The organism is Rosistilla oblonga (assembly GCF_007751715.1).
In the GTDB taxonomy this organism is placed as follows: domain Bacteria; phylum Planctomycetota; class Planctomycetia; order Pirellulales; family Pirellulaceae; genus Rosistilla; species Rosistilla oblonga.
In genome coordinates, this window is sequence record NZ_CP036292.1 from 6655504 (window position 1) to 6671706 (window position 16203).

Sequence of the window (16203 nt, forward strand, 5' to 3'; positions counted from 1 at the left end):
CGCATACGCCTTCCGGCTTCATTCCACGCGGGTTCTCACTGTATAATCTTCTGGATGGCCAACGTCTTTCGCATCGCCCGGGGCGGCGTCGGTCACACACCCCGTCAGGCAACCTACCGAAACCTAATGTCCGAGCTTCCACGAGATCGCATCATTGGTTCACGCTTGATCGAGATTGGCCACTCTGCGTTTAGCGAGCCCGAGTTTGTCCAGCAAGGCATCGGCCCTGCGACGTTTCGTTCGCACTACTTGCGACTCGACACCGGTATCGTTCTCGACCTATTTGTAGCCGAGTTGACGATTTCAGATGTGGACACTTTCCCGATGCCCGGCGAAACATCTGGACTTCGTCCGTCCGCCGTGCTTGGGCGCCGCATCTCTGCAATCTGGTCTGATGACACGTCTTCGCCGCTAGTGGCATTCGACGACGGCACGTATCTCCGCGATGCCAACGACGGTTTCTACGGTAACCCGCTCCACGCCGGTCATATCGCTGACGATTACACTCCGCAGGAACGCGCCGAGTTTATCGACTATTGGGCACTGGAATCGTAGTCCACCGGTCGCCTAACATAGTTTTACGCTAGGCCTTCGGCACACCTTCTTTGGTTGGTCACAGGGGCTGGCATTGGTACAATTCCTGGTAGTTCCGACATCGCTCGCTTCGTTCAGAGAGGTGTCGCAACCCACTTCCGTTGTCTGACCTACCGGAATTGCTGATGACCGACCTTGACGGCGACGCAATCATCGCAAAGTACTGCAACGCACTTGGCGGGCGTGCCCGCTACGACGCCGACCTGTCGGCGACCGTGCTTGCCGATCTCTCCTGCGCGATCGTGATGGTCAACGCATTTTGGTCTGGCCCGTCCATGCAAACGCTCGTCCGTATCGCAAATGTGATCGCGGACGTAGATGTTGACTGCCGCATCGAACTGATTGTCTGTGATACTGACCATATTCCTGACTTGTCGCTTGAACCATGGGGTCTCAACACACTCGGTGGCTACGGCGAGATCGCGTGGGTTCACAATGGCCAGATCGTTGCACGTCGTGACCCAGGTCGCGACCCGGATTTGACCACGACCACTTGCAGCCTTCTCGCTAGCTGCGAGGCGTAAACTCGCTTTACCGGTCGTACAACATGTTTTTTACGCTAGGCACTGTTTAACAAACTGATCTGGTCAAACAGAAACGCATTCGGCAACCTCCCGGAGTACCTACCAAAGTGCTCCAAGGAGGAAGCCAAATGCCACGCCATCGTCTCACAGATCGGGAGTTCAATGCAATCCGTCATCTGCTGCCCAAGCAGCGCCCCGGTAAGCCGGGACGACGGTGGAGCAACCATCGCACGGTAATAGATGGGATACTCTGGATCACGAAGACTGGAAGCCCCTGGCGAGATCTACCTGAGCAACTGGGGAAATGGCAAACGGTCTACGCCAGATTTCGACGATGGACCAAGGAAGGGCTCTGGGCCAGAATTTATCAAACACTACTGAAGCGACTGGACGCACTGGAGAAGATTGACCGGTCGCTTTGGTGCGTTGACGGTAGCGTCATTCGGGCTCACCGCAGCGCTTCGGGTATGATTCCGCAGAGCGAAAAGAACGATGAATTAGTGGCTCTGGGACGTTCTCGAGGCGGATACTCGACGAAAATTCATGTGCTATGCGATGGCGAGGGAACGTTGCTCGGAATCACGGCGACTGGCGGTCAACGCCACGAGTCGACGGAACTTGAGAATCTCATCGCAAGCTGTGAACTAAGTCTTCATCGCTACGACAGTCGTCCTGAAGTGATCGCAGGAGACAAGGGATACAGCAGTAACGCGATTCGCCAGTTCATCCGCGACCGCCAGATCAAACCGGTCATCGGATCGAAGGCTAACGAATCACGGGATGCGAATTTTGATCGCGAAGCTTACCGCCGCCGCAATATCATCGAACGACTGATCGGCTGGCTAAAAGAATCTCGCCGAGTGGCGACGCGATACGATAAACTTGCCTGTTCGTACCTTGCTTTCGTTCAACTCGCCGCCATGCGGCGAGTGCTCAAACTGCTTTAATAAACAGTGCCTAGGCCTTCGTTTGTAGTCCGAGCGGCGTGGGCGTATCATTAGCTGGTCGTGATTCACACTCCACCGCTTCGCCGAGATCCGTGTCGCAACACCCTACCGTTATGCGACTTAGCCGCAACCCAATGGACAATGCTGCCTACTCTAAGTTGCTTGCCCCGATCACCGAGGAGCATCGCGCGATGCCTTACTCGTTTTGGCTGCCATTCCTGTCTGGCGAACCGATCGTCCGCGAGATTGTCGCGCCGGACGGCACCCCTTGTTGCGTTGAAATCAATGCATTCTGGGACGACAAGCCGAATGGTGACATCCGCGTGATCCTGTCGATCGACGATGGTGGGCGCGACGCGCTGATGCCGTATGGCCACGACTTCATCCTTTCGCCCGATGGCAGCTTTGTTGGCGAGTAATCAGTCGCACAACACCTTTCCTGCGCAAAGTCGCGACCGTTGTGATTGGAGCGTATTTCGGTGCGCAATCGTCAACCGCGTCGGTCACGTCCCCGCTGCTGCAGCCCCGCGATCACCGTCGCCGTTTGGCAACACTCGCAAGCCTTGATAAGATCACCCGCAGTTCAATGTCACCCTCTTCGATGATGATCGGCGACGTAAAGTCCTTCCTTTGGACGTCTCCAACAATCCCCCCAATCCAGAGATCGCAATGGAAATTCGTGTTCACTAAATTTGGTAACGACGATCGAAGCAACTTGATCGGATCAATCTGGATGGTCATCTCCATGGCCGCATTTGCTGTCGAGGACACGCTTGTCAAAGCCGCCGCAGCGGTGCTTCCGGTCGGCCAAATACTGATTATCTTCGGCTTCGGCGGAGCGTTGTTGTTTGCATGTATCGCCAAGCTAAACAGAGACCAACTGTTCACTTCGGATGCATTCTCTCCAGCGATGCGTTTCCGGATGCTGTTCGAGACTGCTGGGCGCCTGTTTTACGTGCTCGCGATTTCACTGACTCCCCTGTCGGCGACTACGGTGATCCTGCAAGCAACTCCGCTAGTTGTGATTCTGGGAGCCGCGATCGTCTTTAACGAGAAGGTGGGGGTCCGCAGATGGATCGCTGTTTTCGTGGGTTTGATCGGCGTTGTGATCGTGGTTGGTCCCGGCAGCGATAGCTTTTCGATGCTCTCCGTTTTGGCGGTCATCGGGCTGCTTGGCTTTGCAGGGCGGGACTTGGCCAGCCGAGCTGCACCGATCACGGTAAGCACAGCGATTCTCGGACTGTACGGTTTCCTATCAGTCCTGGTCGCCGGCGTTCTGATCTCCGCATGGAGGCGGGCTAGCTTCGTCTGGCCCAATCTCGACGCCTCCCTCTACTTGGCTGGTTCGGTTCTGGTAGGAGTGGCCGCCTACGCCTCGTTAATGAAAGCGATGCGAACCGGCGAGGTCTCCGCGGTAACTCCGTTTAGATACACGCGTCTGCTCTTCGGAGTCGGCCTTGGCGTCTTGCTATTTGGCGAACGATTGAGTGTTCAAATGCTGATTGGATCGGGACTGGTTATCGTGTCGGGCTTGTGCATCTTATGGAAGAAGAAACCTGCGGTAGCGGCAAGTCAGTGCTAATCGCCGAGCATTCCATCTAAGATGTTCGCTTCAGCGATTGGCTCGTTCTGCTCTCAGTCGTCGCACACAAACTCTAAATTCGACGAGGCGTCCAACATGTTTTTCTACGCATGTTCGCGGCTGTCGTCTTCTGCGAGCCTGTCCGCTGGCAACGGTCAATCGCTTCGGTCGCGCTCCATCCGCGTCAGACCTGCGATCGCCAGGGCTATTCACTCTTCCAAACAGGAGCGTCTTTGGAAATGGTAACCCGACGCGTAAGCGAGAAATTCACCCGGCGTCTTGTTTACGTGTTGGGTTATCAAGATGGCCCCCCAACAGTCATTTGCCCTGCTGCGATCGTTTCGCTGTTTGGCAACCCACGCAGGGATTGGTAGAATCTATCGCAATTCAATGCCGGTCTCGTCGGTTGCGAACGGCGACGCAAAAACCTTCCGTTGGGCGGAACCGCTCGAAAGGCTATCCGATATGTCACTTCAAGAACTCGAAAACACGATCGCAAAGTTGCCTCCAGATGAACTCGCGAAATTTCGCGAATGGTTTCTAGACTTTGATTCCGCACAGTTTGACAAACGCATCGAAACTGACGCACGCGACGGGCGTTTGGATTCGCTTGCTGACGCGGCCCTTCGTGACCACACGACTGGCAAATCAACGCCGCTGTGACTCATTCTGCAAGCCCATCATTTTGGGAGTGCTACAAGCGGCTTCCAGCCCCCATCCGAACGCTGGCCGACAAGAACTTTGCTCTCTTCAAGGCTGACCCGAATCATCCGTCCATTCATTTCAAGAAGGTCGGCCGTTACCGCTCTGCTCGTGTTGGGCGAGACTTCCGTGCGCTCGCCGTCGAGGCCGACGACGGTCTTCTTTGGTTTTGGATCGGCAATCACGCCGAGTACGATCGCTTGATTAGCGCGTAGGTGCCGTCCAACATGTTTTTCGACGCTAGGCTAGGGCTATTCAGTGTTTCAATTTGAAGTATCAGCCGCCACAAACACTTATTAGCCCTGGCGTGTCCACCTTCGCTCTTTGGCAACGGACGATGACGCTGGTACAATTCCACTTACACAGCGTCAACCGCTTCGTTCACGGCGGTGCCGCGAACACCTCCCGTTAGGCGACCTAGCCATGTCCCAATACCAAGACATTCTCGCAAACGCGACGCAATTGCCGATTAACGACCGCCTTCGACTGATCGACGACTTAGCCTCGTCGGTTCCCGACGACCATCCACCGCGGCTTTCACCCGAGTGGCTCGCAGAGATCGACCGTCGTAGCAATGAGATTGACTCTGGCACTGCCGAAACCGAGAACTGGTCAACGATTCGCGCTCGATTGTTCGGCAAACACGGTGTCGGTGATGCAGGTTGATTTCCACCCTGCTGCGACAATTGAACTTTCCGAGTCCGCCGAATGGTACGCCGAACGAAGTTCGAGAGCTGCACGCAATTTCCTGGTCGCTGTTGACATAGCTATTACGTCAATCATGGACGCCCCCAAACGGTTCATCAACATCGACGATCGGCACCAATCCTGCAGTGTCATCAAGTTTCCGTTTCAAATAGTTTTTCGGGTCGACGACGATCGTATCGTCATCATTGCCGTTGCCCACGCAAAACGCCGCCCTGGATATTGGCGTGACCGATAGCGTTCCGATCCGCCCAACAGAGCTTTTACGCAAGGTCGCGTCTAGCATCGCAGAAGAGTTTTTTGGTGGGCAATGTCGATCGCTTCGGTCACGCTCCCAATGCCACAAACCCGCGACCGCCTTCGCTGTTTTGCGCCGGCCTTTTGTGGCAGCAGATCCTTTCACTGTCCAATGCCATTCTCTTCGTATTGTGCAACCAGACCATCCCGTGAAATCGCCACTCGACAACCCTGTTCTCATCGCCACGATCACTCTGTTACCATCCGCTGAGTCCGGCAATGCAAATCCCGTGTTTTCTGGGTGGCGCCCACTTCTTCGTTACGCTGGTGACGCCCCCGACATCTATCATGGCACTGAAATTAGGTTTGATGCCGTATCGAAAATCGCCCCCGAGGAATCGGCACGTTGCATTGTGCGGTTGCTTCACCCCGAACATCACGGCGATAGTGCTCAGCCTGACCAACGCTTCGTATTGATGGACGGGCTTTCAGTTCGAGCCACCGGGATCGTCACAGACGTCTACGGATTCGAGGATCGTTCCCCAGCGTAATATCGCACAACGTGTAATTTCTGTTAGTCGCTGCTTGATCACTTTTGCTGTTTAGCAACGCGGCCTAGCATTGGTACAATTCCACAAACCGAAAGCCACTCGCCGTCGTCCGATTCGTCCGTTACGACGCCGCACACCTCTTCCTTGAATCGACACCGGTGAGACCTGAATTCTCTGACCTCGCGATCCAATGCTGGCGACACGACGGGCGGCGGCTCGGCCACTCGAAGCTTTGCATCTGCATGCAGGCCGAACGCTCCGCGATCGCCTCTCTCATCAACGCCGTCGACGAACTCGCAACGGTCGGCCCCGAAAACCAACGGAAGCTCACGACATTGGGCTCCGCTCGACCACAACCTTGCACTTCGATCCGACTGTTTTACCGCAACGCAACGCCCGAATCCTCCGAACTCTACGTTGGCTGCGACGGTGACTGCCTGACGGTCGAATTCACCGAACACGGCCTGAAACCGCTCGCCGATGCGTTGCAGACTTGGGCGGAGGGTGGAGAGGACTTCTGCATCTATCCCCGTGGCGAACGAATCAAGCCCGCCGCTCGCGATTCCGAATCGGGTGAAATTTGGTTCTGGACACCACAAACCGATCCTACTTAGCGTCATCGTCGTGGCTGGGCTTGCTCTGACTGCCGTGATCCGTTTTCTATAGCCTACCGGCCACATAACCTACTTTGGGCCAAACCAAATGCATCCATTGCTTCAGCAGATCCACGACGAAATCTACTCATGGACTTACGAATCGCCTGCGGGGTTAATGCAATCCGCGGCGAGTCTGCTGCGACCTGTCCTCGATTCCGCAGGCCCTCGCAACGATCTTGCTGATTTCTCAACGCTCTATCGTCTGCTGGATGGATTTGCCGACCAAACCCTCGATCACATCTTCCATACGCTGCACCAATGGAACGCTGCCGCCGGTTCCGACGAACTAAACGATCCGGAATCCGATGACGACATGTTGAGCTTTCAAGTTGGCGTTGTCTGGGTGATGTCCCGCAGTCTAATGCTCTTCTTCAACCCCGAAGAAAAGTTGGAGACGTTCGCTGAGTGGCAGGAGTTCACTTTTGGAAACATCCAAAAAATGCTCGGCATGTACCTCCGTTCGTGAGACAACCAACGCAGAACGTCCACAAGTTCGCGTCGCGCCGAAATACTGCCGCACAACAACGCAAACACAAAGATCTTGGTCTCCCTACAGGAACGCTGGCGTTCCAAGTGCAGAGGGCTGTCGTGCTTGTACAATGATTGCGTCCTCTCGGCTTGGTATTTCATTCGCGACCGACTTGAGTTTAATGATGAAGTTGCAATCGACACTCGTTCTCGCTGCGGTATTGCTCACATGCTTTCTCGGCAAATCAACAAACGCAGATTGCGGGGCGATAAGTTCGGAAGAGACGCCCCCGATCGCCACTCAAAAATCGGTCGTCGATCAAGACCAGCAACCCCAAGCAACCGAACAGAGTGCCGCCGGCAACGAGGGCCTCTCAGAGTCCGGCAAAGCTCCCGAGTGTGCCGTCTTTGACAAGCTGAAAGCTTTTCCCAACGCGGAGGGCTTTGGTGCGGAGACCGCTGGCGGTCGTGGCGGAAGGGTGATCGTGGTCGATAACCTCAACGATTCCGGCCCCGGCTCACTTCGCGAAGCGGTCGAATCGAACGGGCCACGCTTCGTCGTCTTTTCAGTTGCCGGAACGATTGAACTGGAGACATCGTTGCGGATTTCGAATCCACAGATCACGATCGCCGGGCATTCGGCACCGGGCGGAGGCATCGCACTGAAGAACAGCAGTTCCAATGCAGGCCCATCCATTGTTGTGAAGGCCAGCGATGTGATCATTCGTTATCTGCGTGTTCGCCCCGGCTTGGCGGCACCAAGCACATCGGTCGACGCGATCTCTATCTTAGGTGGTAAAAACATTGTCATCGCAAACAACTCGTTCAGCTGGGCAGTCGACGAAAATGTGAATCTTTGGTTCGACGCCACCGATGTCACCATCCAGCACAACATCATCTCGGAAGGGATTTGGGACGGGAACCACACCCAACGCGGCCTGCACAGCAAAGGCCTGCTGAGCGGTCAAAAGAACGTGCGTGTCTCGGTGCACCACAACCTCTTCGCTCACAACGATGACCGCAATCCGCTACTGACAGGACTTGGGAAAAACGAAGTCGTCAACAACATCATCTACAACTACTATCAAGCGGGGATAATTTTTTCGATCGGCCGCGGGTTTAAAGCAAACATGATCGGCAACGTTTTCCTCCCCGGCAAACAGCATCGCGCACACCGCTACCCGATCGTCGTTGGCGGCCAGTTGGTCGACAACGCAATCTACGTGAAAGACAACTTGAGCCCACGTCGCTCCAAGGGAACCGAAGACGACTGGTTGAATGTCGGGTTCAACGGAATCATCGGCGACGAAGAGTACAACGGTAGCTTGCTCGACCAAGCGGTTCGGTCGAAGACTCCCTTCCCAATGAGCACTTTGCCGGTGATTCCCGAACCGGCAGCAACGCTGGTCGAACGCTTGCTGCCGACCGTTGGCGCGACACTCCCGAAACGCGATGCCGTCGACATTCGAATCGTCGACGACGTCCGAAAGGGAACGGGAGTGATGATCAATGATCCAGCGGAAGTTGGCGGCTGGCCTACGCTTGAACCGGGAACGGTTGCCGATCGAGATCGCGACGGGATGCCCGATGCATGGGAGCTGCAGCACGGCCTAAATCCCAACGACCCCGCCGACGCGATGCAGGACATGAATGGCGATGGTTATGTGAACCTGGAACAATACCTCGAGTGTTTGCCGCTGCAGAAGCCGTCTCCATAAACCAGTTCGACAGAAGAGGCTGCTCGCCTGCAAGTCTCGCCGCAGTATCGGCAACCGCTTACTGCACCCGATAGTTCAGCGTGTAATAGGCTTCGGGATGCAGCAGCGGGTTGCCGGCGGCACTACGCACGCCGTCGCTGTGCAGTTCGTGCACGTGCCCCTCCTGCAAACCATCGATCTTCAGATGGACCGTCTTGCCATCGTCAGCCACGGTCGCCGAGACGATCTTTGGCGTCGTGTGGTCGACTTCTGGACTGCCGTAAGAACTTTGGTAGATGTAGGTGTAGGATTCCATTTTATAAGAGTCGACGTTGCCCGCGGTTTCGGGATCGACAGCTTCGGTGAACTGCAGATCGAAGCCGTCTTTAGCCGCTCGCATCTCCAAGATTTCAAACGGCATCTTGCCGGTCCAGTTCAGTCGCTGCAGCGAGCCCGGATCGCGGCCGGCCGATCCCCAGCCGCGATTGGTGCCGCCGACAAACATCGATCCGTCGGAGGTGATCTCGGTGGCGACGTTCCCCGAACCAAAGCCCTTGCGAAACGGAAAGCAGACGCCTTGGTAATGCCCCTGAACCTTCTCCAGATAGACTCGCATCACCGTGCTGGCCGATTGGTCGCTGACAAACATCTGCCCGGCAAACGGACCAAACTTGCCGCCGCTGGTATCACAGGTCACGCCGCTCGCCGATTTGCCCATCTTGTTGTATGGGAACATCACCACCGGCACTTCGAACTCGGGAATCTTCCGCGCCTGATCCAACGAGCGCGTGTTGCTCTCGGGTTCTTGCGGCCGTTTCCCCAGCACCTCTTCCGCCTGTTCATACCACTCGAATCCGCCGGGATGGCCGACGAACTTTCCAGGAATCAATTGCTTTAAATGACACGTTCCGTTCCAAGGGCCTTGGTTGTCGGTGTAGAAGATATCGCCAGCGAGGTTGCTCCCCATCCCGCCGGGCGATCGGATCCCGCTGGTCGTCGGAACCGTCTTGCCGTCGGGCGTCACGCGAACGCACCAGCCCCGGTAGAGAGCCTTGCTACTGAACGAACCGGTCAGGCACAGCGTCACCCAGATATCGCCATTGGCATCGAACTTGGATCCAAACGCATACTCGTGGTAATCGCCGGTGATGCCCCAGCCATCGGCGACGACTTCAAATTCGTCGGCTCGGCCATCGCCATCGGTATCGCGCAATCGGCTGACATCGGGACGCTGAGTCACATACAGCCAACCCTCTTTTTCGGTCAGCCCCAACGGTTCGTGCAGCCCATGGGCGAAGCGATGGAAGTTCTTTGCGGGGACTTCATCGGCCAACGGATCATCGATCATCCAGATCTCGCCGCGACGGGTTGCCGCGGCCAGTCGGCCGTCGGACATCAACTGAACCGCTCCCACCTCCAACAGCTCCCCTTCGGGAATCTGCAGATCGGTCAGCTTATAAAAGTCCTCTTCGGTTGGCGGCTGAGCCACCGCGGTGGCGGTAACGCACAGTCCGATCAACAGGCCGGAAAAGAGAGTCGTCGCGATTGGGAATCGATTCATAAGAGCCACCGCTGTGCAGCAGGAAAGTTATCGTTTTGAAATAAAGTTGTTGGCGTCGGAATCGGCGAACACTTGTCACCAACGGATCTGTTCTTCGATCGTCGCTGTACCGTTTTCCAGCGAAACCGGCATCCGCAACTCTTGCCCATCGCCCACCGAGATCATCTGCGTGGGACCGTCGATGCGGATCGAATAGTTGCCGTCGATGCGATACCAGCCATCGTCGGCCGCTTCGATTTTCTTGCCGGCTGCCAAACGAAGCGTCAGTCCCGCGGTGTCGGCGGGGCCGGTCAGTTGCAACTGGCGGCGTAACGAGACAGATCCGGAATCATCGACCTGGGGCAGGGGCGTGTCTTCGACAGTCACCTCGCCGGCGCGATAGCGGAATGTCGGTCGACCGCTGGGATCCAAGCGATACCCCAGGAATCGATATCCCTGCGCTCGTAGATCTTCCGTCGGCCAAGGAGCATCGATCGCGTCGAGTCGGGCCAGCGGAGCGACTTTCTCCAGCGACCGGATTGCGTCTCCCAACGGCTCCTGATTCCCTGGACCACGTCCGACCCAGTGCTTGCTGGCGTCGATGAAGGCTCCCTTCCAAGCCAACGCCAGCGACATCGTGCCGGCGTCCCAGGCGATGTGAACGCGTTGAGGATATCCGACGGCGATCCCGCGCGGCGTCAGCCCTTCGATAAAGTTGCGATAGATGATCGGCCGCTGTTCGGGAACCAATTCGATCAGTTCCTTCTCGACGCCGATCGGCGGGCGGGCTTTTGCACCGTCGGCCAGATAGGTCCACAAGGCACCGATCTGGGCGCTCGGATGGCCGTCATAAAGATCGGGCACCACCGACTTGCCGTCGGGGAAACTGGCAGGCATCCGCGTTCCAGGGCGATAGGTTTGCGGCGACATCAGATAACGATGGAACCAATCCTCTCGCAACCGCGAGGTCATCCGTTGCATGTCGATTGCGCCGATTCCCGGAGCTCCCTGGCCACCAAATGTGTGACACTTAACACAGGAGAGTCCTTTGTTGCCGGCCAGCATGCGGCCGGCCGAAAGCTGTTCATCCCGCGGCTGATCGATCGCCGCGATATCGGCTTCTTTTTTCAGATCCAACGCCACCAGTGCGTCGACGAAACCGGGCATGTTGTGCGTTCCAAAGCCTGGCATGTTGGCCAGCATGTAGGGCCGCTCGTCCGCTCCCTTGTTCAGGATCTGCGTGATGTAGTCGGACTTCAATTTGTCCCCCACGCCGGTCAGCGGCGGCGGCAGACGCCCCTCGTCTCCCATCTCCTGCATCGTCGTCTTAAAGACTGCATCGCGAGTCGCTTCGGGACCACCGATTTTGTCGCGGCTGTGACAGGCGTAACAGTTCATCGTGGCCATCGTCTGATGGACCAATCCCGCAGCGTCGACCTTCGGCGGCCCCGTCCGCAGTTCATCGATCGCGCGGCCGATCGCTTGTCGCTGAGCGACGTTCAGATCAAAGTTGGGCAGGCCGGCCGCAGGCGATTCGGCCAAGCAACCGACAGACGTATCGAGCGTCTTCATCGCCGGACCGACCAGCGATTTTGTCGCGTCGGCCGGCAGTGACTTCATTTGATGACAAGCCGCACAGCCGACGCTTGTGAACAGCGCGCGGCCCTGATCGACCAACGCGGGATCGGGTTGGAAGGTCGACTTGAACAGCGGTTCGGCCATCTGCCCCGACGGATCGAGCGACAGGATCGAATCGATCATCGTTCGATTTAACCCGCCCCCTTCAATCTCCAGCGACAGCGATTCCTCGCCAGCGAATTCAAAATATTCGACTCGCAGTTCGTGAACGCCTTGCTCCAGCAAGACCTCTGCGGTTCGCGTGCCGTGCGGATGGATGCCGTCGTAGACCACGACCTGCTTGCCGTCGACAAGCACACGACTGCCATCGTCCGATCCCAGGTGGAACTTGTATTTCGCTCGCTTCGGAGCGATGAAGTAGCTGTCAAATCGAGCGGCAAAGCGATCCTTGCGGCCGCTAGCTTGGATGTCCAGGCCAAACGTTTCGACTTCTTTTTCCGGCGTCAACGTTTCGAAATCGGGGAGCGTCTTCCAGCTCCCTTCGTAAAAGGTCGCCTTGGTGTTTACCGCCGCTTCTCCCAAGATCACATCTCGCAACAGATAGGTCGCCAGATCTTCCGCCTCTCCATCTTGGAAGCCGAAGCTGGGCATCCGACCGCTGGGCCGCGTCGCATGTGGATGTTTCAAGAAACCGACCAAAGAGTCGAATGTGTACTTCTGGTCCAGTTTGCCCAACGGGATCGTTGTTGCATCGGAGACGACCGTGCCGTCTTGCGGTGCGTGGCAGGCGGTGCAGCCGATCATGTGGAACAGTTCTTTGCCACGGCGAGCGGCGACGGGATCTCCCACGCGATCGACGACGATGCCGGTCGAACCGAGGTAACTGGCGAGCGCTCGAACCGTTGCGTCGCGCTGCTGTGGATCGAGTCCCGCCAGTAGATCGGGCATCGTCGTTCCCGGCTTCTCCCCGTGCGGGTCGCCGATGAACGCGAGCAGATGGTCGGGGCGAATCCGGCTGCCGACACTGTCGAGGATCGGAGCCTGTTTGGCGGCGACGGTGGGCTTGGATTGTGCATGGCATGTGGCACAGCCGAGTTCGCTGATCAGCAAGTGCCCGCCCAACGCAGTCGCCGCGTCGCCGGTCGCAGCAAAGCGTTCGAAGCCGGGGATGCGGGGACGGCGAGCTTCTTTGTCGGCATCGCGAGGCTGAACCCAGATGTTGCGGAAGCGAACCGGATTGCCGTGGTTCTGCAGGTACAGCGGTCCCGGTTGGGGCCCTTCGTCGTTGGGAGCCGCTCGCGTCTTGTGCGGCAGGTCCACGTTCTGTTGCACGATCACGCCGTTTAATCGCACGGTCAGCTTGGCATCAGCCGTCTTCTTGCCATCATCATCGTAGCGAGCGGCGGTGAAGTCGGCGTCATAGGTCTGCCATGCGAGTGGCGGGAAGCACATGTTCAGATCGGGATCGCGGATCGTGTAGATTCCGCCGGTCTCGTTCATCGCGCCGGCGAGTCCAAAGGAATCGAGGATCTGCGTTTCGTAACGGCCTTGATAATAGACGCCGCTGTTGCCGCGAGCTTGCCCGCGGGCGGCGGGCATAAAGGGCGTGCGGAATTCCAGATGCAAACGAAAATCGTCGAAACGATCTTTGCTGGTTACTCCTTCGATCAACAGCCCATCATCGGTCATCCGACCCGATTGCCAATGAGCGTCCAGCGTTTCGGTGGTGCCATCGAACATCACGATCGCGCCGGGCGGAGGCTGTTGCCCCAACGTGGGACTCTTGCGATCGACGCGTTGCATTTGATTGGCGTCGACCAGATCGAGAACCCCATCGGCGTCCAGGGGAACGCGTTGTGGTGGCGTCTTGTCCCAACCGTCGCCGGGCAGACCGGCCCCATAGATGACCGCTTCGAATTCTCCATCCCCGAGCGCAATCACCTGCATCGCTCGCTTGGGCCCTACATATTCGCCTTGGATTGCAAAGTCGGGATCTTCGGCGGCCGCTTCGGGGGTGGCGTAGGTCGTCGGCTGAGACCAAGCGACCGAACAGATCAAAGCGGTCAACAGGCTGCAGAGTGCAATTCGCATGGCATCAAAATCATCGGGAAGAGGAAAGAGCAGACCTTTGCAGCCCAAGTATAGTTGGGCACATCGGCGGCGTGTGTTTAGCACAACCACTTTGCATCCCGGCTGATCAAAAAACGCCCTCGATCGAGGCCTGCTTACTCGCCGCCCAACACGCGCCGCGCAAAGGACTCACAATCCCTGAGCACACTGCGCGGAAGCGAATCATGCCGCGATCCAGACGTTACGCTCTACCAGTCAGCCAGCCCGAAGTCTTGAGAGCCAAAAACTGGCGAAACCTGGCACCATCATTCGGGTTCAACTGGTTCGGCAGGCGAGTGCTCGCGGCGCTTGGCTTGTGCAACAGAGGCAAACTCACATAGGATTCGATCGATGCAACGATCCCACTGGCTGGCGTTGACCGCCGCACTCAACATCACCCTTGCGACCGTCGGTTGGGGGCAATCCGAGACTCCAGCGCCACTCGCCCCGCGGTCGGCACTCTTCGAACGCGTGCAACGTGACGATCGCAACCGCGACGGCAAAGTAACTCGCGAAGAGTTCCAAGGCCCGCCGCGGCTGTTCGACCGACTGGATCGCGATGGAGACGGCGAACTCACGAGCAAAGATTTTGTGATGCCAACGCGAAGAGACCGCCCCGCGATGAAGACACCCGACGACGTGCAGATCCGCCGCGACGTGACCTTTGGCCAAGGTGGCGGTCGCGATCTGAAGATGCACCTAGTGCTACCCAAACAACCCGCCGATAAACCGCTGCCATGTTACGTGTGGATCCATGGCGGCGGGTGGATGAGTGGCAGCAAAGACGGCGGCGTGCATCAATTGCCCTCGATCGTCCGCGACGGATTTGTCGGTGCGACGATCGAATATCGGTTGTCGGGCGAGGCGATCTTTCCTGCCCAGATCGAAGATTGCAAATGTGCGATCCGCTACCTGCGGGCTCATGCGAAGGAGTACAACATCGACGTCGATCGCATCGCCGTTGGCGGCAGCTCGGCCGGTGGTCACTTGGCTGCGATGCTCGGCACGTCGGCTGGCGTCGCGGAACTCGAAGGCAACGGCGGCTGGGCCGACCAGCGAAGCGACGTGCAAGCGGTTGTCGACCTCTACGGCCCGACCGACTTGATTCAGTTCGTCCAGACGCCTGGCTACGAATCGCACGCTCGACCAAGCTCTCCCGAAACGCGGCTGCTGGGAGGCGAGGTGCTCAAGAATCTCGATGCGGCGAAAAAAGCGAACCCGATCACTTACGTCGGGGCCAACGACCCTCCGTTTCTAATCTTGCACGGCAGCAACGACCGAACCGTTCCGCCGAATCAGAGCGAAGCAATTTACAAAGCGTTGCAAGCCGCTGGTGTCGAAAGCCAGTTGCATCTGATCGAAGGGGCAGGGCACGGCGGCCCGGAGTTTGGCAAGCCGGAGATCCGCGCGATGCAGCGCGAGTTCCTGTTGCGGACCGTCGGCGATAAAGCGACTCCGTAAACCGTAGTTTTGCGCGGAGCAAGCCGATCGCCGCGGCTTCAGTCGGTGCGATGCTCGACTTGCATCGGATCGCCCGCATAGATCGCGCGGCCGCCGTCGACGTTCAAACAGGTGCCGGTGACGAAGTCGTTTTCGATAAGGAACTCGACGGCATGCGCGACATGTTCGGCGGTGCCTACACGTTTCAGGAGCGTCGAGTCGCGGTTGGCCGCTTCGACTTCGTCCGACACCTCGCTCCCCAACAGGACCGGGCCCGGAAGGATCGCGTTGACGCGGACAAATCGATTCCGCTGGGCCAGCTCGAGAGCTAAGCTGCGAGTCATCGCGGGGATAGCCCCTTTGCTGGGGAAGTAGGCGGCGTAGTCGACGTAGGGGCGGACCACCGCCCAATCACCGATGTTGACGATCGCACCGCCGCGACTTTGGCGGACCATCCGCAGCCCAGCGGCCTGCGCGGCGATAAACGTCCCCAGCGTGTTCACCTCCAGATTCTTGCGGACATCGTCGGCGGTGACATCCTCCAACCGCTTCGGGCTCCAGATCGCCGCGCTGTTGACCAGCACATCGATCCGCGCGAACCGGTCATCGATCTCCTGGAACATCCGCGCGACATCGTCCGCGTCGTCCATCGCTCCCTGCACGATCAGGACCTCCGTCCCCTCGGCGGTCATCTCCGCAGCGGTCTTCCGGGCGTGATCGATGCTGGTGTTGCAGTGCAAGACGATGGAAAAGCCACGCCGAGCCAGCCGCCAGGCGATCGCATTGCCCACCCGCGGCGAACCGCTGCCGGTCACAAGTGCCACCGGTCGTTGGACATCGAATAGTTCTTGGATCGATTTCATCGCATTGCTC

General features: G+C 57.8%; 16 protein-coding genes. 12 read left to right on the forward strand and 4 right to left on the reverse strand.

Annotated features, from left to right (window positions below):
• The first annotated feature begins 54 nt into the window (after positions 1–54).
• From CA51_RS23475 to CA51_RS23500, 6 genes are all read left to right on the forward strand, one after another.
• Positions 55–555 carry a hypothetical protein gene (locus CA51_RS23475; protein ID WP_145123568.1) on the forward strand — a complete coding sequence of 167 codons (501 nt, stop codon included), beginning with the start codon at positions 55–57 and terminating at the stop codon, positions 553–555.
• Between the two features lie 164 nt (positions 556–719).
• Positions 720–1118, forward strand: coding sequence for a hypothetical protein (locus CA51_RS23480; RefSeq protein ID WP_145123569.1), 399 nt, complete (start codon positions 720–722; stop codon positions 1116–1118).
• A 128-nt stretch (positions 1119–1246) separates the two neighbouring features.
• Positions 1247–2065: an IS5 family transposase gene (locus tag CA51_RS23485; RefSeq protein ID WP_145123000.1), complete on the forward strand. Its 819-nt coding sequence runs from the start codon at positions 1247–1249 to the stop codon at positions 2063–2065.
• Positions 2066–2199: 134 nt separating this feature from the next.
• Positions 2200–2484 carry a hypothetical protein gene (locus tag CA51_RS23490; protein ID WP_145285820.1) on the forward strand — a complete coding sequence of 95 codons (285 nt, stop codon included), beginning with the start codon at positions 2200–2202 and terminating at the stop codon, positions 2482–2484.
• A 260-nt stretch (positions 2485–2744) separates the two neighbouring features.
• Positions 2745–3647 carry a DMT family transporter gene (locus tag CA51_RS23495; protein WP_261343041.1) on the forward strand — a complete coding sequence of 301 codons (903 nt, stop codon included), beginning with the start codon at positions 2745–2747 and terminating at the stop codon, positions 3645–3647.
• A 390-nt stretch (positions 3648–4037) separates the two neighbouring features.
• The gene (locus CA51_RS23500; RefSeq protein ID WP_231745859.1) at positions 4038–4310 is read left to right on the forward strand and encodes a hypothetical protein; all 273 of its coding nucleotides are present in this window, start codon (positions 4038–4040) and stop codon (positions 4308–4310) included.
• Positions 4311–4327: 17 nt separating this feature from the next.
• Here CA51_RS23500 and CA51_RS25990 read toward each other — a convergent pair whose 3' ends face one another.
• A complete protein-coding gene (locus CA51_RS25990; RefSeq protein WP_197451424.1) occupies positions 4328–4534 on the reverse strand; it encodes a hypothetical protein in 207 nt (68 codons plus the stop codon).
• 238 nt (positions 4535–4772) lie between these two features.
• On the opposite strand from CA51_RS25990, the gene CA51_RS26570 reads away from it, so the two are divergent.
• From CA51_RS26570 to CA51_RS23530, 5 genes are all read left to right on the forward strand, one after another.
• Complete coding sequence (locus CA51_RS26570; RefSeq protein ID WP_145123573.1) at positions 4773–5015, forward strand: addiction module protein; 243 nt, start codon at positions 4773–4775, stop codon at positions 5013–5015.
• A complete protein-coding gene (locus CA51_RS26575; protein ID WP_420821486.1) occupies positions 5005–5292 on the forward strand; it encodes a type II toxin-antitoxin system RelE/ParE family toxin in 288 nt (95 codons plus the stop codon). The genes CA51_RS26570 and CA51_RS26575 overlap by 11 nt, the downstream gene beginning before the upstream one ends.
• Before the next feature lie 708 nt (positions 5293–6000).
• Positions 6001–6456, forward strand: coding sequence for a hypothetical protein (locus CA51_RS23520; protein ID WP_145123575.1), 456 nt, complete (start codon positions 6001–6003; stop codon positions 6454–6456).
• An 88-nt stretch (positions 6457–6544) separates the two neighbouring features.
• Positions 6545–6964, forward strand: a complete 420-nt coding sequence (locus CA51_RS23525; RefSeq protein ID WP_145123576.1) for a hypothetical protein — start codon at positions 6545–6547, stop codon at positions 6962–6964.
• Positions 6965–7151: 187 nt separating this feature from the next.
• Positions 7152–8684 carry a pectate lyase family protein gene (locus CA51_RS23530; RefSeq protein WP_145123577.1) on the forward strand — a complete coding sequence of 511 codons (1533 nt, stop codon included), beginning with the start codon at positions 7152–7154 and terminating at the stop codon, positions 8682–8684.
• Positions 8685–8742: 58 nt separating this feature from the next.
• Here CA51_RS23530 and CA51_RS23535 read toward each other — a convergent pair whose 3' ends face one another.
• Both CA51_RS23535 and CA51_RS23540 read right to left on the reverse strand, forming a co-directional pair.
• On the reverse strand, positions 8743–10224 hold the full coding sequence (locus CA51_RS23535) for a DUF7133 domain-containing protein (protein WP_145123578.1): 1482 nt from the start codon (positions 10222–10224) through the stop codon (positions 8743–8745).
• A gap of 75 nt (positions 10225–10299) precedes the next feature.
• A complete protein-coding gene (locus tag CA51_RS23540; RefSeq protein WP_145123579.1) occupies positions 10300–13872 on the reverse strand; it encodes a 3-keto-alpha-glucoside-1,2-lyase-like domain-containing protein in 3573 nt (1190 codons plus the stop codon).
• A 369-nt stretch (positions 13873–14241) separates the two neighbouring features.
• Here CA51_RS23540 and CA51_RS23545 point away from each other — a divergent pair, with 369 nt between their 5' ends.
• Entirely contained in the window at positions 14242–15351 is a 1110-nt protein-coding gene (locus tag CA51_RS23545) for an alpha/beta hydrolase fold domain-containing protein (RefSeq protein ID WP_145123580.1), read from the forward strand.
• 38 nt (positions 15352–15389) lie between these two features.
• Here CA51_RS23545 and CA51_RS23550 read toward each other — a convergent pair whose 3' ends face one another.
• Entirely contained in the window at positions 15390–16193 is an 804-nt protein-coding gene (locus tag CA51_RS23550) for an SDR family NAD(P)-dependent oxidoreductase (RefSeq protein WP_145123581.1), read from the reverse strand.
• Positions 16194–16203 lie beyond the last annotated feature (10 nt).

Bases quoted from the DNA above. Each gene is read 5' to 3' on its own strand.
- CA51_RS23475 (WP_145123568.1), top strand. From the start codon at position 55: ATGGCCAACGTCTTTCGCATCGCCCGGGGCGGCGTCGGTCACACACCC.
- CA51_RS23480 (WP_145123569.1), top strand. From the start codon at position 720: ATGACCGACCTTGACGGCGACGCAATCATCGCAAAGTACTGCAACGCA.
- CA51_RS23485 (WP_145123000.1), top strand. From the start codon at position 1,247: ATGCCACGCCATCGTCTCACAGATCGGGAGTTCAATGCAATCCGTCAT.
- CA51_RS23490 (WP_145285820.1), top strand. From the start codon at position 2,200: ATGGACAATGCTGCCTACTCTAAGTTGCTTGCCCCGATCACCGAGGAG.
- CA51_RS23500 (WP_231745859.1), top strand. From the start codon at position 4,038: ATGCCGGTCTCGTCGGTTGCGAACGGCGACGCAAAAACCTTCCGTTGG.
- CA51_RS26570 (WP_145123573.1), top strand. From the start codon at position 4,773: ATGTCCCAATACCAAGACATTCTCGCAAACGCGACGCAATTGCCGATT.
- CA51_RS26575 (WP_420821486.1), top strand. From the start codon at position 5,005: ATGCAGGTTGATTTCCACCCTGCTGCGACAATTGAACTTTCCGAGTCC.
- CA51_RS23525 (WP_145123576.1), top strand. From the start codon at position 6,545: ATGCATCCATTGCTTCAGCAGATCCACGACGAAATCTACTCATGGACT.
- CA51_RS23530 (WP_145123577.1), top strand. From the start codon at position 7,152: ATGAAGTTGCAATCGACACTCGTTCTCGCTGCGGTATTGCTCACATGC.
- CA51_RS23535 (WP_145123578.1), bottom strand. From the start codon at position 10,224: ATGAATCGATTCCCAATCGCGACGACTCTCTTTTCCGGCCTGTTGATC.
- CA51_RS23540 (WP_145123579.1), bottom strand. From the start codon at position 13,872: ATGCGAATTGCACTCTGCAGCCTGTTGACCGCTTTGATCTGTTCGGTC.
- CA51_RS23545 (WP_145123580.1), top strand. From the start codon at position 14,242: ATGCAACGATCCCACTGGCTGGCGTTGACCGCCGCACTCAACATCACC.
- CA51_RS23550 (WP_145123581.1), bottom strand. From the start codon at position 16,193: ATGAAATCGATCCAAGAACTATTCGATGTCCAACGACCGGTGGCACTT.